Below are 23660 nucleotides of genomic sequence, written 5' to 3'. Positions count from 1 at the left end.
CGCTATAAAAATTTAATGTGTTTATTAAAACATTTGTATCTTATTAAGTAAAGATATTTTTGTAGTTAGATTAATAAAACAAATGTATTTATATTGTGATTACAATAATAAAAAGGGGTTCGTGATGGCATTTGGCTTAAGAGTAAAAGAGGTGAGATTACTTAGAGGTTTGACACAACAAGAGCTAGCTGATGCAATTGGGGTTGGACAAGGCACTATTAACGCCATAGAATCAAGAGATGCTCGCACAAGTAAATATGCTGATGATATTGCATCTGCTTTAAGGGTAAATATTGGGTGGCTGTTATCTGGATCAGGCGAAAAAGAGCTGTATAGCAATATTAAGCAAGTAAGTGATGTAAAAAAAGATTACGTCATCGAGGGCAAGTCTGACGGCGGATCTCATTTACAGGTCATTGGGGGTTTTAGCACATGGGACAATCAAACGCCGCTTGGATATGACGAAGTTGCTCTCCCGTTTTATAAGGATATTGAATTGTCAGCAGGTAATGGAGTGTCAAGCCTTAATACAGGCGCAAATAGAAAGCTAAGATTTAGTAAGCAGACATTACAAAATGCTAATGTACAAATAAAAGATGCAATTACTATGAGCGTACGTGGCGATAGTATGGAGCGCTTAATAATGGATGGTGCTACTATTGCCGTTGACATTAGTAAAGCGCTAGAGCCTATCAAGGATAATAAAATCTATGCGCTAGAGTCATATGGGTTGTTGAGATGTAAATACTTACAAAGGCTACCTGGCGATAAAATTAAAGTTTACAGCGAAAATAAAATATATGACGACGAAATATACTCAATGGAAGAGTTTGCTCGTTTGTACCGCATTATAGGCGGAGTCTTTTGGTGGTCAACTTTGGAGAGATGGTGATGGATGAATATGAATACGACTTTGACACAGCAATAGTAGGTGAATCAAACTACAGAACAAATATTGCAAAGTGCTATAAAGAAGGTGAATTGATAGATCTAACGCTGAAGCTTGAAAATAACAATCCTCGTGATAGCAATGCTGTTGCTGTCATATCTAAATATGGAGTGGTTGGATACTTAGATAGAGCAACTGCTAAACAGTATCGCAAAGACTTTGATGATCAAGATGGATTGCGCTTTAAAGGGATAATCTATGCTCCCGAGGAAGGACAACATCATTATGGCATTTGGATAGACCTTGGTTATAGTGAAGCGCCCAATAAATCAACTTTAGTAAATAAAAAGAAGTCAAAATATTTAAAATATATCTTAATTGTATTAATTGTTTGGATGATAATGAGTATTTTTGATTAAAAAAATACAAAAATATCTTTACTTAATAAGATACAAATGTTTTAATTATACCCGTAATCAACAAAAACGGGTATATCATCATGTCAAACTCAGTCACTCAAAATCGCAAATCAAACCTGCCTTTATTTTTATTAAATAAACCACGTCCCAAGCCCCCAATCCCACCAATTGACGACGAACCGTGCGCCGCGCGTACCGGTCTTGTGCGTCGACTCGACAAAACCGTCAAACAGCGTACTTATGATCTCCAGTGTGCAGAGCACAAGCTATCTATCACCGTCAAAGTTGCGGTGATGACTGCTGTCTACGCCTTAATTATGACAGTTATCGCTATCGCAGCGATGGGAGGTGTGCTGTGAGACGTTTGTTTATTAGACCACGTCAAAATGGTAAAGCTACAACATTAAAGGCAGCGCAAGCAGCTATTATTAGAGCGTACAGTGAGGGTTGGGATGACGGCTATCGGAAAGGTAAAGCCGAATCATCAAAAGTGCCTTTAACTTTGAATGTCGATATATCTGATGACATAAAAAACGAATTAAACAATCTAAAACAAGAGATCGAACAGCTTAAAACCAACGCCAGTAACTTTGAGATCTTTGAAAAGACAGCTAGTGAGAGCGCCCCAGTCACTGAATTACTAGAGCTTGGTCAATGGGTATTTGAGGGTTGCGACCCAATGTGGACTCATGCTGCTATTGACAGCAATGGTAGCGCATATCGATATACAGCACGACCACGCGATGGAACTAAAGACCCGGCGGGCGCTTGGGTTATAGACCCGCCGAACACATACACCAAAATAGACGGTGAGTTTGACGCATCGGGTTGGCGCAATAGTGTTATTGAACGTGACGTAGTTAACGACGTTGACTTTGAAGGTGATGAATCACGACAAGACTTTGAAAATGACCAAGCGTTAAATGACGGTTTTATAACTACTACATTTGCAGATTTAAGCGCGCAAGATCTAAGCGTCATCTTTATCCAAAACCTCACGACTGTCTTATTACAGCGAATGAACTCGCTGAATAGATATAGCGATAAAGACAAGATTATTGATTGTAATAATGTTGAAAGTTGGGACGCTATCGTCGATACAACTGGCGGCGGCGTTAACTATGGCGTATTGATGAAAGGGCACCGACATAGTGTCGTATTTCTAGAAGCCCCCGCGCCGTTTGCAACCACCGTGGCGGTACGGACCATTTATGCGACCGAGAAAGACCAGTGGCGCCAAGCGATGGAGCGCCGATATGTCTAATATTGCCAATATCACACCCTCAAGCATGCTATCAAAACTAAAGCGTGACGCCCATCTATCAAATGCAGTCAGCAGACAAGCACTAGATGATGCCATCGACGCGTGGAAAGCCTATCGCATCACAGCAAATCAACAACGAGTTGCTGATGATCTCAATATCGTTGCCGATAAGCTATACCTCATCATTAACCAAGTCACCCAAGGTCGCACCCGCATCAACCCCATGTGCTGGCGGCCACTACTACGCCTTGAAAATAATCTGCGTGAAGCCGCTTACTACCGCATCAATCTTGAGCCAAATAGCAATGTAACGTCCGCAAATGACGACTTACAAAGCGAGGTCGCATAATGAAAACGCCTCTTTTAGTCAGTGTGTGCGGCATGGAAGGCGTCGGCGTCAGCGTCGCATGCGCGCGGGTTGCTTACTGCTTAAATAGCATGGGTATCAACACGATGATTGTCGAGCTCAGCACCCCCAAACTCACCGAAAACTGGGAAGACAGCTATATATTAGGCGCCTATCGCGGACTGGACGTCGTGATACTGATGCGACACGGCTTTACTCACTCTGCTGTCAAACAGCGACTGACCGACTCATCATGTCGATTTAAACCCGACAGCGTGCGACCTGATATCGCAGTGCTGCTGACATGTGATGATAAAACATACGCCGCGCGCAACAAGCTGAGTCTGCCAAATAGCAGCTATGCGACCAACGTCATCGCTTTTACAAGACTAAATGCTTACAGATCGTTAGCCAAATGCCACTGGGGCACTGAGCAAGTCGCGGTCTTAAATACCGACGGCCCCGAGGGACGTTTATATGCCGCCGGCAATCTTAAGATGCTGATACTTAAGGAGCTCGGTCATGCAACAGACATTGTCGCTTAACAGACGCACGCACTTATTTATAAAAGACGATCGTCTGTTTATTAAATTGCAAAAGCCCAACAATCACAACCCTGTCGCACCTGATTTTTATATCTTAAAAAAATTACCATTGTCTGATTTAGTTAAATTACGAGACTGGGCAAATCAAGCAATAGAGGATAGCAGTCATGACGCAAACGCCAGCTAAGACCAAGCGCATATCATTTAAATCAAATCCCGCTGGCATCTCTTATGTCGATGTCGATATGCAGCGCTGGTTAATCGTCGGTACCTGCGCGTACTCACCACGGATCGACGGTAGGTCGTTTAGATTGACAAAGCGCGGAAAACGGCTCGAATACCGCTCGGGCAATGAATATTTTGAAATCAATGCGGATATTGAAAGTATTAAGTGAAGATCGACCCGCTTATTTAATTTTAAACACGAACTAAGGAAAAATTATGTATAGGAATGACGCAGAAAGACAGCAAGCTGTAAAAGTATTGTTAATTTTAATAACTATTGCTGGCGCAGTGTTAGCGGGACTGATAGCGATATATATGTTTGTCATGCCCCACTATCGGGTCTGGTCGCAAGAAATGCGCGGCAAAGCAGCGCTCGCTGAAGCGACTCAATCAAAAATGATTCAGACTGAACAAGCCAGAGCTGAGCTTGAGTCAGCAGAACTAAGAGCTGAAGCAGTCAAAATCATGGGTCAAGCGGCCAAAGACTATCCTGAATATCGTGAGCAAGAATTTATCGGTGCATTTGGTGAAGCACTAAGAGAGGGTAATATCAGTCAGATTATCTATGTGCCGACAGAAGGTAGTTTGCCGGTGCTGGAAGCAGGTAAGCGGCAATCAATGATTGCTGAATAATCAATTTTTAACCGCCCATATGGGCAATACACTAAAAGGTGAGATATGAGACAGGTATATCAAAAGCTAGGATTACTCGGTAAAAGCTACTGGTTAGATGACGGATTGACAGCCCGCAGAATCACCAAACAGCAATACGATGATTTTGTTTTAAAAAACAAAGTCGCAAAAGAAGTAGCGAGGCAAACCAAAAAGTCAAATAGAAAGTAGCTGCAAATCTAATAAATTCTGAAAATCAATTTTTAACCGCCCATCTGGGCATAACGTAGTAAAAGGAGTAAGACACTATGAGTACTTTAATCCCAACTGATGCTGGTCAATTTATCAACGATCTAAATGGCGGTGTATTTGCCAAGCAAGTCGCAACCGTCCTTAGCGACGTAGGCGAGTCGGTCGCGTCAACCGGCAAAGCAGGTAAAGTCACGCTAACATTTGACATGAAAGTCATCGGCGAAAAAGAGCTTGGTCAAATACAAGTAGAGCATGATGTTAAATATGCTGCCCCACACGCACACGGTGTGCGCTCTGACAATCATAAGCGCAAGACGCCGATGCACGTCGGCCAGGGCGGTAAAATCAGTCTCTTTGCAAGCCCAACTCTCGACTTTTTTAGCGATGAAAACAAAGAGCCTGCATCTTAATTAACCCTCTTTGTCAGCGTTAAGCGGGTGTCAATCTCCCGCTTATCCCTCGCTTATCAACCACCAAATATACTAGGAATTTACTATGTCAGAACTTATAGATTACCAAACCGAAGCTGCGGTCGGCGCTGAACTCGCTAATCCAAGATTAATGCCGATAAATGAGAATGCTTTTTTAGCAAATCGTAATATGCAGGCTCTTAAGTATGAGCAATATCAAAATGGCCGAACGCGTAAACGCGGTAAATTTAATACAACTGATTTAGACAGCTTTACAAAATATGTCGAAGAAAATGAAGCAGCTGAACATGTCCGAATATTTATCAATCAAGACGCTATGTCGGCTGTCGCTATACTGAACTTTGACGCTGATTCGTACGCCCAAGGTCATCTTGATCATAAAGCGGAGTTAAACGCTCAGCCGACCGTGACGTTTAGTAAATTGCTTGATATGCACAATCAAGGTCGATGCAATCAAAAACGATTTGCCGAATTTTTGGAAGACTGGGGCCACCAAGTCACGGCTAAAGATGCCGCAGGCAAAACGATCGACAATGCAAAAGCGGTCAATGCAATACGTCATATGCGCATTGATGAGCATGTCCAAACTGATAGTAAAGTCGGCAACTATAGCGAGTCGCGATCTACGCTGGCATCTGTAGAAGCTAAGAGTATCGATGAAAATATCCCAGCGTATTTTGAAGTGCTCGACGAATGCTATAAGGACATACCTGCCCGATTATTAAAACTAAGACTTGGTATTAGTCAAGATGACGGTAAACCTGTATTCAAATTAGAAATTGTAGGATTGCAGGTCGTACTGGACGCATTGGCCAAAGACTTTGCGGTGATAGTAGAAGGTGAGTTTAATAATGATATTGAGGTCCTAATCGGGTCGTTTGCCGGTTAAATATCTTTAGCACTACGAGTGGTTGGCGTAACCAACTTTATTTTAGTGAGTCAATTGCCGCGCGGTCGCTCGCATATAGTCAGTTGGCTCAACTAAAGTGATAAGGAGTAAAAAGTATGCCAAAAAATAATAACGACTGCGCTGAGTCCGGCGATCTAATCAAGCAGCTGATTGACTCCAAATTGCCATTGGACTGGGTCACGCTTGAGCGATTTGGTACACTAATCGGCTATCCGTCCGCTCGGCTCTATCATGCGAAAACGGAGTGGCCAGAAGGGATTGTCTGGCAAAAGATTGGCGGTAAATTGTATTTTAGTATTGAAGGGTGGAATAAATGGCTAAGCGATCAAAGTATCCAAGCGGCGTTAGAGTACGAAGCGGCAGCGTCCAGATTAACTTATACATCGACGGCACGCGAAAATATATCACAACGCCGTACCCCGCGACGCCGAAAGGCATTAGCGACGCCGCAAAATTACGAGCTCACTTAATATCATTAAAAAAATGGGGCGCATTGACTCAGCAAGATGTTGATGATGCGTGTAAAATTGAAGTAACTCCTGAAGAGTCTCATAAACCGCTGTTTGCCGACTATGCTCAAATGTACTTAGATACACTGCCCAAAGACGCAGATGGTAAAGAATCCGCAACACGGCGCAAATACAGAGGTATCCTCAAAAACAAGTGGATGCCTTTTTTTGCAGCCATCCCAATAGCAGACATAACCCCCGCAATGGTCCGCTCTGCATTTGCGCAGAATAACTTTAATAAGCCCAAGACTGCTAATGATGCGCTAACACCGTTGCGTGGCGTGTTTGACTTAGCATTTATCGACGAAATTATTGACGAATTGCCAACCAAGCGGTTGCGCAATCAAAAAATCCAACACGATGAACCAGATCCATTTTTGCCTGGTGAGCGAGAGCAAATTCTTGAATGGATGCGGCTGAATTGGACCGGTGACCAAGAGATCTGGTATTTGTATTTTGTATGGCAGTTTTGGACAGGGTGTCGCCCTGGTGAGACATTAGCGATTGACTGGACAGACGTCAACATGCATGATCGTATTGTTAAAATCAGTAAAACGCTCAGTAACGGCCGCGTTAAATATACGACCAAAACTAACGAGCTTCGAAATGTGCATCTTAATGATAAAGTAATGCCAGTTATCAACAGGTTAAAAGAGCTAACGGGACATCAGAATAGGCTGTTTATTAGTCTGCATACAGGTGAGGCGTGGACCAGACCAGATAAATTATCGGAGAAGTTTCAGCAAGTGCTTCCTCTGGTCGACGTCCGCATCCGACCCGCTTATAACTGCAGACACACTTATGCTACTGTGATGCTAAATAGTATGATCGATGTGGCGGCTGCAGCATATCAGATGGGGCATGACATTATGACGTTTAAGACTATATATGCTAAATGGCTTAATACTGAGCGGATGGCCAAAGAGATGCAGAAGCTGGACTATGGGGATTAACCGACTCAAATATCAGACAGCAAAAAAAACCCCGCTAAATTAATAGCGGGGTTTATCGTTTGGGGTCAAAATGGTGTCATAACTAAAATTAGGTTGAGAAATACTAACTAAATCAATGATATAAATGGTGGGGCTGGAGAGACTCGAACTCTCACACCTTTCGGCGCCAGAACCTAAATCTGGTGCGTCTACCAATTCCGCCACAGCCCCATTTTATTTATTTCGCATCTTATAGATGCTCACTGGGTTAGTGTGTCTCAGTGGTTGGCTATTATATAGAATTTAAATATCTTGGCAAGTCTTTTTTTGAACTTTTTTTATTTTTTTAACTGCAGATTTCAAATTAAGCTTTCAAAGACACCTTTAAAAAGAAACTATTGAGAAAGCAATCGTTTCGGTAAGGCCAAAAACCTTTGTTTAAATCATTAGACATCAGCTATCTTCAATTTCAAGCAGTTTGATTTTTCGAGTTAACGTATTACGTCCCCAACCTAATAGGTCTGCAGCTTCTCCTTTTCTACCCTTACTGTGCTCTAAAGCGACGGTTATGAGAATTTTCTCAAATTCAGGCATGGCCAGTTGCAATATTTCAGTTTCTCCCTGTGCCAGCGCAGCATTGGCCCATGTCTTTAATTTACTTTGCCATGTCGTGGCGGCCACCTCAGTATTAAAGTCTGACATCGAATTATCAATATGATGGGTTCTAGAATGAGTGCCAGGCGTTTGAGTTAGCCCTGATGGAACAGAGGAGGGGAAGGTTTGAGCTTCTATATGCCCTTGACGAGGGTTTGTATTGCCAATAAAGGATTGAGATTCAGCCGTGGCAGAATTGGGTAACGAATGAGGAGACTGATAGTCGGCATGACTACCCAGACGCGTATCGGACTTCCTTTCTGTGAAAGGCTCAGGGTTTGCATTCTGGTTATTTGCATTATGAGTGTTTAAGTGCTGAGTGTTTAAATGCTGGTTATTGACATGCTGAGCACCAAAAGAATGTTGCTCTGGATGATAGGACGGGTCCTTGGACTGAGATAAATACTGACCCGCAAATTCAGTCAAATCTGGTGGTAAATCCTCTATTGTTAAAACCTCACCAGTAGCCATAACGGTAATCCAGCGACAAGCATTTTCGAGTTGGCGTACATTACCTGGCCAACTAAAGGCCTGCATGATATGAAGCGCTTCAGGTGACAAGCGTTTTTGCTCCGTATTCATTTCTATAGCGGCTTTATTCATAAAAAAGGTAACCAATTCAGGTATGTCATCAGGTCTTGCTCTTAAGGGCGGAAGGGGAAGTCGAATGACATTAAGACGATAAAATAAGTCTTCACGGAATTTACCTTCTTTAACCAGCTGTTCTAGGTCTTGGTGGGTGGCCGCAATAATGCGTACATCAACATTGATAGGCTTCTGACCACCTACTCGAAAAAATTCTCCATTGGCAAGTACTCTTAATAAGCGTGTTTGCGTACTAAAGGGCATATCGCCAATTTCATCTAGAAATAAGGTGCCGCCATTGGCTTGCTCAAATCGGCCTTGACGCTGGGTAGTTGCCCCTGTAAAAGCCCCCTTTTCATGACCAAACAGCTCCGACTCTATAAGCTCGTGAGGTATGGCAGCCATATTTAATGCTATAAATGGCTTTTTGTGACGTGGAGAGTTTTGATGTAATGCACCCGCTACCAGCTCTTTGCCAGTGCCTGATTCACCAGTTATCAAAACGGTTATTGGAGAGGAGGCAAGACGACCAATAGCTCGAAACACCGTCTGCATCGCAGGCGATTGACCAATGATAGATGTTGATTCACTATCGCCTCGCTCATTAGACTTAGCCACGGGTGCTTTAGCAGGAGACGGTGAAGTTGATTTGTTTGTCTTGGTTTCTTCGCTTGATTTGGTTTCTTCGCTCGATTTTGTAGATTTTGTCTTGTTTGAAGTGTCTGTCGCGCTAGTTGATGTCTGCGTGTTTAAGGGGTCAGTAGTCAAAGATGCCGCGGTTTGTTCATCATTTTCAGAAGAGGTTAATACGGGTTTGGACTTATTAGTTGCCTTCGGCGTGACAGAGACGGGGTTGGATCTAATGGCTTTTTTGACAATGGATACCGCATGATCGAGATCAAAGGGCTTCGGTAAGTATTCAAAAGCTCCGGTATCATAGCTGTCTACAGCAGATTTTAGATCTGAATGAGCAGTCATAATAATGACGGGAAGCTCAGGGAAGTTCTTATTCATCCATTGACTAAAGGATAGGCCATCCATCATCGGCATACGAATGTCAGTTAAAATGACTTCTGGTAAGGTGGTGCGATCTTGATGTCCATTTAATATGTCATTTAACTTAGCCCAAGCCCCTTTTGCATTTGAAAAAGCTTGTACTGCAAGACCTGCATCACTAAAAGTATCTTCTAAGATTAATCTTAGAGCTGGATCATCATCAATTAACCATATGCTGTTTTTAATTGTCATTATCTGAGTTCCATTTTTAGTGAGTTGAAACAATATAGTCAAAGAAGTCTAAAATGGTTACAAGGCAACCGATTGCAAGTAGCATGTAATACGGGAGTAGACTTAACGAGGTTAACGCCGTAACCGTTTAGTAGTTCGATGACTATAGAGAGTTTAAGTGAGCAAGGCGACATCACCATCTAGAGTTTGCTAGGTAGATATTTAAATGTTATGACTCTATTTAACGATGGCTGTTATCAAGTGGCAAATACACATTAAATTGGGTATTGCCAGGTTCAGAACTGACATCGATTGCCCCCTCATGACGGTGTATAATTTCCTGTACTAAAGCCAATCCAAGCCCTGTCCCACTGGCTCTGCCTGTTACAAGTGGAAAGAAGATGCGTTCAATAAGGTCATCTGAAATACCAGCGCCATTATCCACAACACTGACTTTAATCACTTGACGGTGATGTACGGTGCCAATGGTATATTGATGCTCAATTCGTGTGATGAGCTTTAATTGAGGGTGGTAGTCTTGCGAGAGCAGACTAGGGTCTTGCTCTAACATGGCTTCGCAGGCATTGTTGACTAAATTTAAAAATACTTGAATTAATTGATTTTTATCCGCCATTAACTCTGGTAATGATAAATCATAGTCGCGGGTGATCCGAACTTCAGGATATTGGGTCTGGGTCAATAGCAGCACGTGCTCAAGAGGTTCATGTATATTTAAGTAATGTAGGTCGGGCAATTGGTTTGATCCGAGTAACTGCTCTATTAGTTTGGTTAAGCGATCTGACTCATTGATCACAATATTGGCATAGGTGGTCAGTTTTTTGGCATCAACGCGAACCGTATGATTAGTTCCCTCACTATCAAGCGTTTCGTCAGTCGTGTCGCTTGAGTTTTGAGTTTGTTTTATTAAAAGCTGCGCTGCACCTCGTATACCTGCCAATGGGTTTTTAACTTCATGTGCGACAGAGCGTAGCATTTCACGCGAGACATCATGCTGTTCTTGTAGTCGCTGTTCTTTATCCAACCGGTTTTGACGTCCACCCTGCCAAATTTCAATTAAAAAATAAATGTCGTTTTCATACTCCACTGGAGTAACGCTATAGTGAGCGTATAAAGGGTAAATGACACCATGTATGAAGCGACTATATTCGATAAAAGGCTGTTGAAATTCTTTGGCATTATGAAACTGAATTTCAAGTTTTGAACGTGCTTCTTCAAGGAAGTCTTCTACGCTTTTACGGCAGTCTGTATCGCTATCCGCATTACTATCCGTATTGCTGGCACAACGGTCTTGAGGATTGGTAAGACTACTGGGATCTTTATGAGGACTGTCATGAGCAGAAGACGTAGGGTCATTTTTTACTTTCGTTTCTGTTTTACTCTCTATTTTGTTAGGCATTAACACATCGATAATATTTAGTGACACTAGTCGAGATTTACTAACAGATAATAATTGCTCAGTTTGACTATTTACCCAGCGGATATTTAAGTCACTGCCTACCCAAATCACACCAGTATAGAGATTTTGTAGGACTGAAAGAGCGTTTAACGGTTTCATAGTAGGTCTTTTAAAGAGAATAAATAGTAAGTCAATAAAGAGGTTATCAAGTTTATAGGTTGAATTAGGGCTTATAACATATGAGGTAATAGCTTACTCTAGGAAATTAGGAGTTACTAATGACTAAGGGTGCAAGATTAATACCAGATTTATATCAGGTTAATATCAGACAGGTATGACGCACTACGCCAAAGAAAGAAGTATAGGTTGTCATCATTGTAAATAATATGCTCATTATAGGTGCAATACTATATTATTTTGAACCTAAAAGGTGCATAGGTAGGTTAATAATGCCTTATTATGGTAGATGAATAACTTTTTTAACGTAGAAGAAAAGAATTTATCTAATTAAGTGCATCAATATTAGCGGGCACATGATCACGTTTGGCAAATGTTTAATACATTAAGTGTTATAGTTTTTGGTACCATTCATTTTTGACCAGTCGCAATTATGATGTTGGATAAATCCTATCTATAGTCGGCGAACTTATAAAGAGTCACGGTGTTGGCCTCATTAAGCCTACTCCAGTAGTACTTGCACTCGGTTGCCTTGTGACTACTTTAAAGTCCTTTGACTATATTTAAATAGTAAGGCGATAACGAGAAGATCCTACTTTAACTTTTTAAAATTAGTACTGACAAATTAGTACTGACAAAATAGTACTAACAAACGAAAACTGAGCAATATATTAGGATGAAAAAAATATGAATAACGCTTTCGTGCTAGTATAGAGGGCATAAAATTCGTACAATGCACCAGTGATTGAAAGTGTTCAAATTTTAACGTTCAACTGACCCTCACTTTTACAACCCTGACCCTAAGGGTATGCCTTAATCAATAAATAGGGTTCTGAACTTAATAAGTTGAATGTTTTACATCAAATCATTGTCCTCCTTTATCATCTATTTTAAATTCATTCTTATTTGAAAGTATCTATCTATGCCTAGTAATCAACCTGCGGATTCAGTCAATATTTTTGTTCCGTCACAATCAGCTCAGTCTCCATCCACGTCAGTTAATGAGGGTGCCACTGATACACAGAGGCATTCGCAAGCACCTGCTACAGAAGCGTATCATCACAAAGCCAATCACAACCAAAACCGTAGTGTGGCACAAAGTGGTCAACAGGCAAGCCACGTCAATCATTCTGACATGCCAGCGGTTTTAAATAATCAAGACTTAGCGCCAAAAGTTGGGTTTGTGTCCTTGGGGTGTCCAAAAGCATTGGTCGATAGTGAGCGCATTATTACTGAGTTGACACGGGATGGCTATCGTGTGGCGGCTGACTATCAGGGTGCTGATTTGGTCGTTGTCAATACCTGTGGCTTTATTGAGTCTGCGGTGCAAGAGTCTCTAGATGCCATTGGTGAGGCGATTAGTCAAAATGGTAAAGTTATTGTGACCGGCTGTTTAGGCAAGGATGCGGATAAAATACGAGACATGCACCCTGCTGTATTGGCGGTGACAGGGGCGCATGCCTATAATGAGGTTATTACAGCGGTGTCAAAACACGCGCCAATGCCACAAACCTTAGTCGATAAAAAAGGCTATGATCCAAAGATAGATCTGATTGATGTTGCCGGCGTGAAGCTGACACCCAGCCACTACGCTTATCTAAAAATTTCAGAGGGCTGCAATCATCGCTGCACATTCTGTATTATTCCAAGTCTACGTGGTGATTTGGTATCACGGCCTATTGATGAGGTTATGAATGAAGCTATGGCGCTTAAAAAAGCCGGTGTTAAAGAGCTGCTCATCATCTCCCAAGACACGTCAGCTTACGGTTTAGACTTAAAGTATAAAACCTCTTTTTGGAACGGTATGCCATTAAAGTCAAAGTTCTTTGATCTGTGTCAGGCATTGGCCAAAGTAGGCATTTGGGTACGTTTGCATTATGTCTACCCATATCCTCACGTAGATAAGGTAGTTGAACTAATGGCAAAGCCGGGCGATCATGGAGGACTGTTGCCTTATTTGGATATACCTTTACAGCATGCAAGCCCTAGTATTCTAAAGGCAATGAAGCGACCTGCTCATAGCGAAAATACCTTAGAGCGTATTCAGAAGTGGCGGGAGATTAACCCAGATATCGTGATACGTTCTACTTTTGTCGTGGGCTTCCCAGGAGAAACCGAAGAGGATTTTGAGTATCTTTTAGACTGGTTAAAGCAGGCTAAATTAGATCGCGTGGGTTGCTTTACCTATTCTGAAATAGAAGGTGCGGTTGCCAACGAGTTGCCTAATCATGTGCCAGAGGACATCAAGCAGCAGCGCTATGATAGATTTATGGCGGTGCAGCAACAGATATCTGCGCAAAAGCTGCAAGAAAAAGTAGGTAGGACCATGATGGTATTGGTTGATGAGATTGATCATGAAGATTACATCGCTATTTGCCGTAGTTATGCCGATGCGCCTGAAATTGATGGTCATGTCTATGTGGATAATATCGTTCATAATGGTCGTTTAGCCATAAAGGTAGGGGATATGATCTCTGTGACCATTGATGAAGCCAGTGACTATGATTTATTTGCATCGTATAAGCTCTAATAACAGGCAGCCAATAACAGCTATATATTCAACAGAGCTAATGGGTTTATAGCATGTGATAAGCTGTAAAATTGATCGTAAATAATTAATGGTCTATTTAAATAGTATGAGCGATACGAAGGTGCTATTAAATTAGAGCTATAAGCAGATAGCGTTTTTTGGTAAACTTTACCGAATTTAGCTTATTTATAGGATTGTATGATGGCGTGCTGTATATTCTAAGTTTAGTCTGCTGTCTAAAAAGATAGAGCAATAACCCTATACATATCAGAAACTTTAATCAGACAATCTATAAAGGTAATATTGGTACTTAAAAATAGTCATGATATCTAAAAATATCATCGTATCAGTCATTCAAGATAGGGCTGTGAATCAAAAAGGCTGGTCTGAAATACGCTAAATTAGGGTCTAATGAACATTCAATTAATTTAACTAAAACAATAATAGGGTGTCTTATGTCTGATAAAAATCCGCAGTATTCACGTATTCTACTTAAACTATCAGGCGAAGCTTTAGCTGGTGGTCAAGGAATGGGTATCGATACCTCGGTACTTGATAAAATGAGCTTAGCCATCGCTCATCTATGCGGTCTTGGTGTGCAGGTAGGTATCGTGGTCGGTGGGGGTAATCTATATCGCGGAAGTCAGTTACAAAAAGAAGGCTTAGTAGGCCGTGTAACGGGTGATCAAATGGGTATGTTGGCTACCGTCATGAATGGTCTGGCCATGCGAGATGCCTTGGAGCGTCGTAATATCAACACACGCTTGATGTCTGCATTGCCGATTGGTGAGGTGACAGAAAGCTATAGTAGCCGTAATGCCATTCGTTATCTTAAGAACGGTGATGTTTGTATCTTTGTTGCCGGTACGGGTAACCCCTTCTTTACGACGGATACTGCAGCGTGCTTACGCGGTATTGAAATAGAAGCGGGCGTGATTTTAAAAGCCACGAAAGTTGATGGCGTATATGATAAAGACCCTAGTATCCACGACGATGCAAAAAAATATGATGCTTTAACCTTTGATGAAGTGCTTGAGCAAAAGTTAGGGGTGATGGATCTGACCGCAATTGCCTTATGCCGTGAACATAATGTACCTTTGCAAGTATTTGATATGAACAAGCCTAATTCATTATTAAACGTTATTATGGGTGAAAATGAAGGCACACGAGTGTTTCATTAGACAGTGGTTAGACATTGATCAGCCCTATGTGTGACTCTTATAAGCCCTTTTAAAGCTATTTAATACAAAGCTTTTAATACAAACCTTTAATAAAAACTTTAAGTACTAAGCTCCAGTTAAATAGCCTTAATCGTCAATAAACAGAGACATCAATTTATGCGTCGTTTAATTATCAATGACCCATATGATAATTAAACTAAGTGACAACCATTGTAGATCTAAAGGACATAGTTATGATTAACGAGATCAAAAAAGACGGTGAAGACCGCATGAAAAAAACCCTAGAAGCGCTTGAAAATGCTTTTAGTAAAGTACGTACTGGTCGTGCTCATCCCGGTATGTTATCAAGCGTTATGGTCAACTACTATGGTGCCGATACGCCTCTCAATCAAGTGGCATCGGTCAATGTAGAAGACTCACGAACGCTATTGGTTCAGCCGTTTGAACGCTCTATGGTTCAGGCAGTTGATAAGGCCATTCGTGAAGCGGATTTGGGCTTAAATCCAATGACAGCAGATGTGATCCGCGTACCAATGCCTGCCTTAACTGAAGAGACACGCCGTGACATGCAAAAGCTGGCACGTTCTGAGGCTGAAAATAGCCGCGTTTCTATCCGTAATGTGCGACGTGATATGTTAAATGACATCAAAGAGTTGGCCAAAGAAAAAGAAATCAGCGAAGATGAAGAGCGTCGTGCCGGTGATGATATTCAAAAGCTGACTGATAAATATATCGCTTCAATCGATAGTAAACTTGATGCTAAAGAAAAAGAGCTGATGGAAGTATAAGTTTAGCATGACTGAATAGCATGGTTGCATGACTGAACGAGCGATAGTTAACCGGCATGAAGGTGCGCAAAGATAGGTAATTAGCGTTAACCTTCATGCCAATCGTCTGTATAAGATTGGCATCAAACTGCAAATACTTACCAAAACTCACTCAAACTCAATTAGATAATCAGATTAATATATTTATGACTGAGCCACATCCCCTACAACATCAGCCACACGAGGCTCACCTTAAAGTGCCCGACGTGCTCCCTAAACATATTGCTATTATTATGGATGGCAATAATCGTTATGGCAAAGCACATGATATGCCAAAAGGGCATGGTCATATAGCGGGTAAAGAAGCACTAGATCCATTAGTAGAGTATTGTAGAGAAGTGGGCATTGAGGTCGTCACGGTTTTTGCTTTCTCAAGTGAGAACTGGCAGCGACCACCAAAAGAAGTGGCACTGTTAATGCGGTTACTATCGACGACCATTACGGAACAGATGCCGCGAATGCAAAAATATAATATTCGGCTGAGATTTATTGGGGATAGAAGCCAATTGAGTACCGAACTTCAAGAGCAAATGGCGGATGCGGAAGCAAAGACTGCGGGTCATGATGCCATGACCTTAGTTATTGCTATTAGTTATGGCGGTCAGTGGGATATTGCCAATGCGGCTCGCATACTGGCCGATCAAGTTCGACATGGTCAGTTAGCGGTCGAAGATATTAATGCTGCTACTTTAGGACATCAGGTTCAGCTTGCCGATGCACCAGAGGTCGATATGCTTATTCGTACAGGTGGCGAATATAGGATATCTAATTTTTTACTCTGGCAGTCGGCATATGCAGAGTTGTTTTTTACAAAGACCTTATGGCCAGACTTCTCACCAACGGAGTTAAATGCGATGTTGTTTGAGTTCTCACAGCGGCAGAGACGGTTTGGCATGACAAGTGAGCAAATTGAGTCACAGCCTGAGTAATCCTAGTCTTAATATCAGCTGTCTTAATATCAGTAGTCTTGATAGTAGTCAGCATCTAAATTGAAAAGCAGTATCAATATAATCTAAACAAAAAAAGGTAACCTAGTATGTGGAGACGCATAAAAACGGCTATAATTTTGGTCATTATTGTCGGTGTCGCACTATTTGCTAGTGATACGCCTTATTTGTTAGTACCTCTACTTGCCGTTGGCGTAACCATAGCGGCACATGAGTGGACCAAGTTAATGCCAAAGTGGCAGACACCTGTGTTGTTTGTGGCATTAGTGCTTGTGCTGACCATGTTGACCCTATTATTCCCGATGTCTTGGCCCGTTTGGTGGGGATTATCAATCGTTATATGGGTGATGGCGCTGACCTGGGTTACTAAGTTTCCAACATCCACCAACTGGTACGGTAACCGCTTATCGCTGATGGGGATAATAATTCTAACCAGTGCGATTAGCGCTATGTTCTACTTATGGCAGCATTCTCCATGGTGGCTGTTGTATGTCTTCTTACTCGTATGGTGTGCTGACAGTGGCGCCTATTTTGTCGGTCGTGAATTTGGTCGACGTAAGATGTCACCGAATGTATCGCCTAATAAAAGTGTCGAAGGTTTAATAGGCGGATTGGTTACTGGCTTGGCGGTTGTACTGGGAATAGGACTCTTTAATCTGCATTTGACAGGCAGTATGTTGCTGTTATTTATCGGGCTATCTCTCGTTACTATTTTGGCGTCGGTATTGGGAGACTTGTTCGAGTCTATGCTGAAGCGTAGGGCAGGGGTTAAGGATTCTGGGACAATATTACCTGGACATGGTGGAGTATTAGACCGTATTGATTCATTATTGTCTGCGACACCTATATTTGCCTTCGGTTTTTGGGCCTTACAACAATTAGGTTGGCTGACTTTTTAAATCTATAAATTCTAATGACAACCTATACCTAGCTATTTTCGCATAAATCAAGTCAATACTTGGTTGATATTTGAATGTTAAACAGACCGTATATGAATCTCAAAATATGATTATTACATGAGGTTCTTAAACCAATCTAAACTTGTTTTTATCGTTTTAAAGGTAGAATATGACCCAACGCATTGCTGTACTCGGGGCAACCGGATCCATAGGTGACAGCACACTTTCAATACTGGCTGATCATCCTGAGCACTATGACGTTTATGCTTTGTCAGGTTATGGTCGATTAGATAAGTTATTGAATCTTTGTATACAATTTAAGCCTAACCGCGTATGTGTGCCTGAAACGAAGGTGGACGAATTTGCGTTACGATTAAAACAAGCAAATCTAGACTGTGATGTCGTTGGTGGTCAGGCAGGATTAGATGATATTGCAAAAGACGATCAGGTTGATACTGTCATTGCTGCGATTGTCGGAGCGGCAGGTCTAAGCTCAACATTGATAGCTGCTAAATCAGGCAAACGTATCTTATTAGCGAATAAAGAAGCCCTCGTTATGGCAGGTAGCTTAATGATGCAGGCTGTACAGGATAGTGGCGCAACGTTATTGCCATTAGACTCAGAACATAATGCCATCTTTCAGTGTTTGCCGCCTGAGGTTCAAAAAGATAATACAGCGATTCATGATAAAAACCATGGGGTGCGCAAGTTGTGGCTTACAGCGTCTGGCGGTCCTTTTTTGCATAAAACGTTGGAAGATATGCAGACTGCTAGTGTCAAGCAGGCCGTTAAGCATCCTAATTGGTCTATGGGACAAAAAATATCGGTCGATTCAGCAACGATGATGAATAAAGGTCTTGAGCTTATAGAAGCGTGTCATTTGTTTGATCTTATAGAGTCTCATATCAATGTGGTGATTCATCCTCAAAGTATCATTCACTCTTTAGTTGAATATTGTGATGGCAGCTTTCTCGCCCAGATGGGTAGTCCTGATATGCGAACGCCTATCGCTCATGCACTGGCTTTCCCCAAGCGTATCTCGACTGCTGTGAAATCGTTAGATTTATTTGAGTTGACCGCTTTAGAGTTTTTTAAGCCTGATTTAGAGAAGTTTAAATGTCTCAAATTGGCACGTCAGGCCATGCAGTCAGGACAAGCCGCGACAATCGTATTAAATGCGGCGAATGAAGTCGCTGTGGCGTCATTCATAAACGAGCAAGTTTCGTTAACTGACATAGCATTGATTAATGAGCGAGTTTTGGACAAGATGCTTGGACAAACTATAAACCCTGATATTCACACGCATACAATAAGCGGGTTGGATGATATTTTGATGATGGATACATTAGCTCGAAAACACGCTGAACATGAGGTAGCAGCATGTCGCAATTAATGACATTATTGCTTTTTGTGTTGGCGTTTATTGCCATCCTAGGGCCTTTAGTTGCCCTACATGAATGGGGTCATTATATCGTCGCTCGTCTATGTGGTGTCAAAGTTTTGACCTATTCAATCGGCTTTGGACCTAAGCTTGGGGGTTGGACCAGTAAAAAATCAGGTATTGATTATCGAATATCTGCACTACCTCTGGGTGGCTATGTCAAAATGCTTGACGAGCGAGAAGGGGAGGTGGCTGACAGTGAGAAACATCTGGCGTTTAACAACCAACATCCATTAAAAAAAATAGCCATTGTCGCTGCTGGGCCATTGATGAACTTTGTCATTGCCATTACTTTATTTTGGGTTTTGTTCTTAGTACCCAGTGAGCAATTAAATACGCGTATTGGCTCTGTTTTACCTGATACTCCTGCTGCTACCGCCCACGTACCTATAGGTGATAAAATAGTTGCCGTCGATGGTTATGACGTCAAAACTTGGGAAGAGGTCAATTACCGATTGGCTGACAGAATGGGCGAGACGGGCACCGTTTCGGTTACGTTGGCTAAAGCACAAAGTGACGCCACTTCTGACTCAGCGACGACGACTGTAAATCAGGTAGATGTTCCCATTTTAGACTTTATGCAAGGCCCGCAAGCTGGTCAAGATACCTTAACGAGTTTGGGGGTATTACCATGGCAACCTCGTATTGAGCCTATCGTTGGTAAGTTGACTGAGGATGGTGCTGCCATTCGTCAAGGTATGCAGGTGGGGGATAAGATTATCGCCATCGATGGTCAACCTATTGATAATTGGCTGGCGGCGACTCGAATCATACGTAACAATCCTGATAACTTTCTTAACGTTACGGTACTGCGTAAAGACGATACTGGACAGCTTAAACAGGTGGCATTAAAAATTATGCCTCAAGCTAAAAAAGGTAACTTGGGTCAAGAGTTTGGTCAAATAGGGGCAGCGGTTAGCTCTGTTGATATTGTAGTACCTGATGACTACAAAACGATGGTATCCTACAGTCCTATCACTGCCGTTGGTAAAGCATTTGCTAAGACAGGTCAATTAGCCAGTATGACCTTAAACTCAATGGGCAAGATGATTACCGGTAAAGTTGGCTTGGATAACCTATCAGGTCCCGTGACTATTGCCGTTATCAGTAAGCAAAGTTTTGAGATAAGTTGGGAGCAAGTATTAGCTAACGCTGCTTTAATTAGCTTAAGTCTGGCGGTATTAAACTTATTGCCTATTCCTGTCTTAGATGGGGGACATTTAGTCTATTATCTCATTGAACTGATTCGAGGTAAGCCCGTTCCTGAGCACTTACAAATGATTGGGTTTAATATTGGGTTTATACTGTTAATCGGGTTTATGGTATTGGCAATTACCAATGACTTTAGCCGCTACTTTTAGCCGTTTATTTTAATTAAATTTTATATTTTAAAATAGTTTGTTATATTTAGGGCGTGTGGAACATTCGACCATGGCACTGGCGGAGAGTATTTTTTAGTCAATTTGCAGTGAAATTTTTGACGCTTAGTCATTCTAAGTTAGAAAATTTCGCCATATATTGGCAAAAAAGAGTCCCGCCCCTTCGGGCTGATACTAAAATCGCCCCAGACGTTGTTACAAACCTAGCCAAGGTCTAGACATTAGCGTCAGTTTGCGCCTAGTCTGGAACGATTTTAGCTATCAGCAGTGCTAATTTGCGAATGTTCCACACGCCCTAAGCTTTTATATTTAGAAACTTATCTTTTAAACACTATATTTTAAAGTCATAAATTTTAGAGAGTTGACTTTTAGAGAGTTGACTTTTAGAGAGTTGAATTTTAGAGAGTTGAATTACGCTTAAACATTTAGATTTATCACCTCACCTTTAGCATGTTCTATGAATTACGGATTGTATGTATGCAAACGTCTTTATTTAAATTAGCCCAACTTTTGGCCGTACCTGCTTTGACAGCAATGGTCGCTGTATCGGCGCAAGCTGCTGATGCCGTATTAACTGATATCGAATTTGTTGGTCTACAGCGTTTAACCCCCGAAAGCCTATACCCGCTTTTAACGACAAATGTGGGGGAGACAGTTACTGAACAAGATCTAGCAAACAGTATTCAAGCCCTATATGCGACAGGTGATTTTGCTAATATTCAAGCAAAACAAGACAATGGACGCATTACATACTTCGTTGTTGAACGTCCTATTGTTGCTGAAGTTAACTTTGAGGGTAATAAGCTGATTCCGAAGGAAGGTCTTGAAGAAGGTCTTAAATACGCCGGTATAGCGGTCGGAGATGTGCTCAAACAGTCCACAGTACAAAATGTGGCGAATGAACTGCAACAACAGTACATCGGTCAAGGCTATTACAACAGTGACATCGAAGTCGATCAAGAGCTACTTGAGGGTAACCGAGCTAAGTTGACGATTCGCTTTATCGAAGGTAAGCCCTCAAAAGTAGTAGATATCAATGTCATTGGTAATAATCACTTTAGCGATGAAGATATTAAAGATGTGTTCGCGGTTAAAGAATCCTCGTGGACTCGTTTTTTATCCAAGTCTGATCGCTATGCTAAAGAGAAGTTAGCTGCCAGCTTAGAAAATCTTAAATCCATGTATTTAAACGAAGGCTTTGTTAACTTTAGCGTTGATAATGCTATTTTGAATATCAATGAAGACAAAGACAAAGTATTTATCGAAATTAGTGTGACTGAGGGTGAGCAGTATAAATTTGGTCAGGTAAATTTCTTAGGTAATCCAAATTATGACACTGAGCAGCTAATGAAGGATGTGGCATTTAAAGCAGGAGAGCAGTTTTCACAAGCTCAGCTTGAAGCCACCACCAACGCCCTACAAAATCATTATGGCAATGATGGTTATTATTTCGCTCAAGTACGCCCCGTTCCTCGTATCAATGAGGACACTAAAACCGTTGATATTGATTATTTCATCAATCCATCACGTCCCGTCTATGTCCGACGTATCAACTTTAATGGCAATATCAAAACCGCAGATGAAGTGCTACGCCGCGAAATGCGTCAGCTTGAAGGGGCATTGACTTCGAATGAAAAAATCCAAGCATCACGCGTGCGCTTAATGCGAACGGGTTTCTTTAAAGCAGTCAACGTTGATATTAAGCCAGTTCCCAATACCCCTGACCAAGTCGATATTAACTTTACAGTAGAAGAACAGCCTTCTGGAAGCTCAACCATAGCCGCGGGTTACTCTCAAAGTGGCGGGGTTACTTTCCAGTTAGACTTTAGTCAACGTAACTTTTTAGGTACAGGTAATCGGGTGAATGCAGCGTTCTCACGTTCTGAAACTCGCGACTCCTATAGCCTTGGTTTTACCGACCCTTATTTTACTGAAAATGGTGTCTCTCAAGGAGTGAGTGCTTACTATAGAAATACCAAATATGATGATCGTAACGTTAGTAACTACATTTTGGACTCCTATGGCGCCACCTTAACTTATAGCTATCCTATTGATGAGACCAAACGAATTAGTGCGGGCTTTAACTATGACAATACCGACATCAGCGGTGGCCGCTTTATGGGGCTTGCAAACGTGCAAGACCTACTCAAAGAAGATGGTAAGATGACCGCTTATCAAGCAACTGATGATCAAGGGAATGTTACTGATGAACTTGCCAGCGCCAGTTTTAAAAATGACTATGATACCTATAACCTGTTACTAGGTTGGGATTATAGTACGCTTGATCGTCCCGTATTTCCAACAAAAGGTATGAGTCACAATGTCAATGCCACCTTAGGCTTTGGTGATCAGACCTATCAAAAGGTTGTTTATAAAGGAAATATCTATTACCCATTGGCTAAAGACTTTGTGGCGCGGGGTTATGCCAAGCTTGGCTATGGTAATGATCTGCCTTTTTATGAAAACTTCTACGCAGGGGGTTACGGCTCTGTACGAGGCTATGATTCGTCAAGCTTAGGCCCTCGCTCAAAAGTATTTAGCTATGCTGCCAATGGCGGTTATCCAAATTATGAAGAAGTCGGTGGTAATGCTCTAGCGACCTTTGGTGCTGAGCTTATATTGCCTATGCCATTCAAAGGGGACTGGGCAGACCAAGTGCGTCCAGTACTGTTCGTTGAAGGTGGACAAGTATTTGATACCACGGATAAAGAAGACAAAACTTTCAAATTTGAAGGTGAGTATGCTAAGTATAATGAGCTATTAGATAATAAAGAAGTACCTTTATTAGAACAAGATAATGATCTCCGATATAGTGCTGGTGCTGGTATTACCTGGTTTACCCCTATCGGTCCTATTTCTTTGAGCTATGCTAAACCTTTTGGGGATAAAGAAGGCGATAAGACTGAAGAGGTCCAATTCCAGATCGGTAGTACGTTCTAAGTCATTTTATATCAGTGTTTTAAAACGGCGCCATTTACTTGTTTTACTTTTATGTGCGTGTTTAATGTCTTAATAGCTGTCGTTGATGACTGTCGTTTATGAAATAACGACTATTATCAACG

Annotated in this window: 24 protein-coding genes and 1 tRNA gene; 22 read left to right on the top strand and 3 right to left on the bottom strand. The window is 41.7% G+C overall.

The window, feature by feature from the left end:
* The first annotated feature begins 124 nt into the window (after window positions 1-124).
* The 14 genes from AC2SLT_RS09800 to AC2SLT_RS09735 all read left to right on the top strand — a co-directional run bounded on the left by AC2SLT_RS09800 (window position 125) and on the right by AC2SLT_RS09735 (window position 7355).
* Complete coding sequence (locus AC2SLT_RS09800; protein WP_486547470.1) at window positions 125-892, top strand: XRE family transcriptional regulator; 768 nt, start codon at window positions 125-127, stop codon at window positions 890-892.
* Window positions 892-1308, top strand: a complete 417-nt coding sequence (locus AC2SLT_RS09795; RefSeq protein ID WP_486547469.1) for an HIRAN domain-containing protein — start codon at window positions 892-894, stop codon at window positions 1306-1308. Before AC2SLT_RS09800 ends, AC2SLT_RS09795 begins: the two co-directional genes overlap by 1 nt.
* 80 nt (window positions 1309-1388) lie before the next feature.
* Entirely contained in the window at window positions 1389-1667 is a 279-nt protein-coding gene (locus AC2SLT_RS09790) for a hypothetical protein (RefSeq protein WP_486547468.1), read from the top strand.
* Window positions 1664-2572: a hypothetical protein gene (locus tag AC2SLT_RS09785; RefSeq protein ID WP_486547467.1), complete on the top strand. Its 909-nt coding sequence runs from the start codon at window positions 1664-1666 to the stop codon at window positions 2570-2572. The genes AC2SLT_RS09790 and AC2SLT_RS09785 overlap by 4 nt, the downstream gene beginning before the upstream one ends.
* Complete coding sequence (locus tag AC2SLT_RS09780; RefSeq protein ID WP_486547466.1) at window positions 2565-2921, top strand: hypothetical protein; 357 nt, start codon at window positions 2565-2567, stop codon at window positions 2919-2921. The genes AC2SLT_RS09785 and AC2SLT_RS09780 overlap by 8 nt, the downstream gene beginning before the upstream one ends.
* Window positions 2921-3463 carry a hypothetical protein gene (locus tag AC2SLT_RS09775; protein ID WP_486547465.1) on the top strand — a complete coding sequence of 181 codons (543 nt, stop codon included), beginning with the start codon at window positions 2921-2923 and terminating at the stop codon, window positions 3461-3463. The genes AC2SLT_RS09780 and AC2SLT_RS09775 overlap by 1 nt, the downstream gene beginning before the upstream one ends.
* Entirely contained in the window at window positions 3441-3650 is a 210-nt protein-coding gene (locus AC2SLT_RS09770; RefSeq protein ID WP_486547464.1) for a hypothetical protein, read from the top strand. The genes AC2SLT_RS09775 and AC2SLT_RS09770 overlap by 23 nt, the downstream gene beginning before the upstream one ends.
* Window positions 3631-3858, top strand: a complete 228-nt coding sequence (locus tag AC2SLT_RS09765) for a hypothetical protein (protein ID WP_486547463.1) — start codon at window positions 3631-3633, stop codon at window positions 3856-3858. Before AC2SLT_RS09770 ends, AC2SLT_RS09765 begins: the two co-directional genes overlap by 20 nt.
* Window positions 3859-3904: 46 nt before the next feature.
* The gene (locus AC2SLT_RS09760; protein WP_486547462.1) at window positions 3905-4321 is read left to right on the top strand and encodes a hypothetical protein; all 417 of its coding nucleotides are present in this window, start codon (window positions 3905-3907) and stop codon (window positions 4319-4321) included.
* Window positions 4322-4366: 45 nt separating this feature from the next.
* Window positions 4367-4531, top strand: coding sequence for a hypothetical protein (locus AC2SLT_RS09755; protein WP_486547461.1), 165 nt, complete (start codon window positions 4367-4369; stop codon window positions 4529-4531).
* A gap of 77 nt (window positions 4532-4608) precedes the next feature.
* Window positions 4609-4962, top strand: coding sequence for a hypothetical protein (locus AC2SLT_RS09750; protein WP_486547460.1), 354 nt, complete (start codon window positions 4609-4611; stop codon window positions 4960-4962).
* Window positions 4963-5047: 85 nt separating this feature from the next.
* Window positions 5048-5872, top strand: coding sequence for a DUF2303 family protein (locus AC2SLT_RS09745; RefSeq protein ID WP_486547459.1), 825 nt, complete (start codon window positions 5048-5050; stop codon window positions 5870-5872).
* Between the two features lie 116 nt (window positions 5873-5988).
* Entirely contained in the window at window positions 5989-6363 is a 375-nt protein-coding gene (locus AC2SLT_RS09740; protein ID WP_486547458.1) for a hypothetical protein, read from the top strand.
* On the top strand, window positions 6264-7355 hold the full coding sequence (locus AC2SLT_RS09735) for a tyrosine-type recombinase/integrase (RefSeq protein ID WP_486547522.1): 1092 nt from the start codon (window positions 6264-6266) through the stop codon (window positions 7353-7355). Before AC2SLT_RS09740 ends, AC2SLT_RS09735 begins: the two co-directional genes overlap by 100 nt.
* 125 nt (window positions 7356-7480) lie before the next feature.
* Here AC2SLT_RS09735 and AC2SLT_RS09730 read toward each other — a convergent pair.
* The 3 genes from AC2SLT_RS09730 to AC2SLT_RS09720 form a co-directional block, all read right to left on the bottom strand.
* Window positions 7481-7565, bottom strand: a tRNA-Leu gene (locus AC2SLT_RS09730).
* Window positions 7566-7787: 222 nt separating this feature from the next.
* On the bottom strand, window positions 7788-9821 hold the full coding sequence (locus AC2SLT_RS09725; RefSeq protein ID WP_486547457.1) for a sigma 54-interacting transcriptional regulator: 2034 nt from the start codon (window positions 9819-9821) through the stop codon (window positions 7788-7790).
* Between the two features lie 220 nt (window positions 9822-10041).
* Window positions 10042-11376 (bottom strand): two-component system sensor histidine kinase NtrB, encoded by a 1335-nt coding sequence (locus AC2SLT_RS09720; RefSeq protein ID WP_486547456.1) that lies wholly within the window; start codon window positions 11374-11376, stop codon window positions 10042-10044.
* Between the two features lie 940 nt (window positions 11377-12316).
* Here AC2SLT_RS09720 and rimO point away from each other — a divergent pair.
* From rimO to bamA, 8 genes are all read left to right on the top strand, one after another.
* Entirely contained in the window at window positions 12317-13924 is a 1608-nt protein-coding gene (gene rimO / locus AC2SLT_RS09715) for a 30S ribosomal protein S12 methylthiotransferase RimO (protein ID WP_486547455.1), read from the top strand.
* Between the two features lie 455 nt (window positions 13925-14379).
* Window positions 14380-15105, top strand: a complete 726-nt coding sequence (pyrH, locus tag AC2SLT_RS09710) for a UMP kinase (protein ID WP_486547454.1) — start codon at window positions 14380-14382, stop codon at window positions 15103-15105.
* Window positions 15106-15338: 233 nt separating this feature from the next.
* Window positions 15339-15893, top strand: a complete 555-nt coding sequence (frr, locus tag AC2SLT_RS09705; RefSeq protein WP_486547453.1) for a ribosome recycling factor — start codon at window positions 15339-15341, stop codon at window positions 15891-15893.
* A gap of 185 nt (window positions 15894-16078) precedes the next feature.
* On the top strand, window positions 16079-16861 hold the full coding sequence (uppS, locus tag AC2SLT_RS09700; RefSeq protein WP_486547521.1) for a polyprenyl diphosphate synthase: 783 nt from the start codon (window positions 16079-16081) through the stop codon (window positions 16859-16861).
* Between the two features lie 107 nt (window positions 16862-16968).
* On the top strand, window positions 16969-17778 hold the full coding sequence (locus tag AC2SLT_RS09695) for a phosphatidate cytidylyltransferase (RefSeq protein WP_486547452.1): 810 nt from the start codon (window positions 16969-16971) through the stop codon (window positions 17776-17778).
* Window positions 17779-17947: 169 nt separating this feature from the next.
* Window positions 17948-19171 carry a 1-deoxy-D-xylulose-5-phosphate reductoisomerase gene (ispC, locus tag AC2SLT_RS09690; RefSeq protein WP_486547451.1) on the top strand — a complete coding sequence of 408 codons (1224 nt, stop codon included), beginning with the start codon at window positions 17948-17950 and terminating at the stop codon, window positions 19169-19171.
* Window positions 19171-20580, top strand: a complete 1410-nt coding sequence (rseP, locus tag AC2SLT_RS09685; protein ID WP_486547520.1) for an RIP metalloprotease RseP — start codon at window positions 19171-19173, stop codon at window positions 20578-20580. Before ispC ends, rseP begins: the two co-directional genes overlap by 1 nt.
* 495 nt (window positions 20581-21075) lie before the next feature.
* A complete protein-coding gene (bamA, locus tag AC2SLT_RS09680) occupies window positions 21076-23538 on the top strand; it encodes an outer membrane protein assembly factor BamA (protein ID WP_486547450.1) in 2463 nt (820 codons plus the stop codon).
* Window positions 23539-23660 lie beyond the last annotated feature (122 nt).

This window comes from Psychrobacter sp. CX18 (genome assembly GCF_057396215.1).
This window is presented reverse-complemented; position numbering and strand designations above follow the sequence as displayed.

Excerpts from the sequence above, each read along its gene's own strand:
- pyrH (WP_486547454.1), top strand. The coding sequence starts at position 14,380 with ATGTCTGATAAAAATCCGCAGTATTCACGTATTCTACTTAAACTATCA.
- AC2SLT_RS09765 (WP_486547463.1), top strand. The coding sequence starts at position 3,631 with ATGACGCAAACGCCAGCTAAGACCAAGCGCATATCATTTAAATCAAAT.
- AC2SLT_RS09755 (WP_486547461.1), top strand. The coding sequence starts at position 4,367 with ATGAGACAGGTATATCAAAAGCTAGGATTACTCGGTAAAAGCTACTGG.
- uppS (WP_486547521.1), top strand. The coding sequence starts at position 16,079 with ATGACTGAGCCACATCCCCTACAACATCAGCCACACGAGGCTCACCTT.
- frr (WP_486547453.1), top strand. The coding sequence starts at position 15,339 with ATGATTAACGAGATCAAAAAAGACGGTGAAGACCGCATGAAAAAAACC.
- AC2SLT_RS09770 (WP_486547464.1), top strand. The coding sequence starts at position 3,441 with ATGCAACAGACATTGTCGCTTAACAGACGCACGCACTTATTTATAAAA.
- AC2SLT_RS09745 (WP_486547459.1), top strand. The coding sequence starts at position 5,048 with ATGTCAGAACTTATAGATTACCAAACCGAAGCTGCGGTCGGCGCTGAA.
- AC2SLT_RS09775 (WP_486547465.1), top strand. The coding sequence starts at position 2,921 with ATGAAAACGCCTCTTTTAGTCAGTGTGTGCGGCATGGAAGGCGTCGGC.
- AC2SLT_RS09740 (WP_486547458.1), top strand. The coding sequence starts at position 5,989 with ATGCCAAAAAATAATAACGACTGCGCTGAGTCCGGCGATCTAATCAAG.
- AC2SLT_RS09780 (WP_486547466.1), top strand. The coding sequence starts at position 2,565 with ATGTCTAATATTGCCAATATCACACCCTCAAGCATGCTATCAAAACTA.
- ispC (WP_486547451.1), top strand. The coding sequence starts at position 17,948 with ATGACCCAACGCATTGCTGTACTCGGGGCAACCGGATCCATAGGTGAC.
- AC2SLT_RS09790 (WP_486547468.1), top strand. The coding sequence starts at position 1,389 with ATGTCAAACTCAGTCACTCAAAATCGCAAATCAAACCTGCCTTTATTT.
- AC2SLT_RS09760 (WP_486547462.1), top strand. The coding sequence starts at position 3,905 with ATGTATAGGAATGACGCAGAAAGACAGCAAGCTGTAAAAGTATTGTTA.
- AC2SLT_RS09725 (WP_486547457.1), bottom strand. The coding sequence starts at position 9,821 with ATGACAATTAAAAACAGCATATGGTTAATTGATGATGATCCAGCTCTA.
- AC2SLT_RS09720 (WP_486547456.1), bottom strand. The coding sequence starts at position 11,376 with ATGAAACCGTTAAACGCTCTTTCAGTCCTACAAAATCTCTATACTGGT.
- AC2SLT_RS09750 (WP_486547460.1), top strand. The coding sequence starts at position 4,609 with ATGAGTACTTTAATCCCAACTGATGCTGGTCAATTTATCAACGATCTA.
- bamA (WP_486547450.1), top strand. The coding sequence starts at position 21,076 with ATGCAAACGTCTTTATTTAAATTAGCCCAACTTTTGGCCGTACCTGCT.
- rseP (WP_486547520.1), top strand. The coding sequence starts at position 19,171 with ATGACATTATTGCTTTTTGTGTTGGCGTTTATTGCCATCCTAGGGCCT.
- AC2SLT_RS09800 (WP_486547470.1), top strand. The coding sequence starts at position 125 with ATGGCATTTGGCTTAAGAGTAAAAGAGGTGAGATTACTTAGAGGTTTG.
- rimO (WP_486547455.1), top strand. The coding sequence starts at position 12,317 with ATGCCTAGTAATCAACCTGCGGATTCAGTCAATATTTTTGTTCCGTCA.
- AC2SLT_RS09695 (WP_486547452.1), top strand. The coding sequence starts at position 16,969 with ATGTGGAGACGCATAAAAACGGCTATAATTTTGGTCATTATTGTCGGT.
- AC2SLT_RS09795 (WP_486547469.1), top strand. The coding sequence starts at position 892 with ATGGATGAATATGAATACGACTTTGACACAGCAATAGTAGGTGAATCA.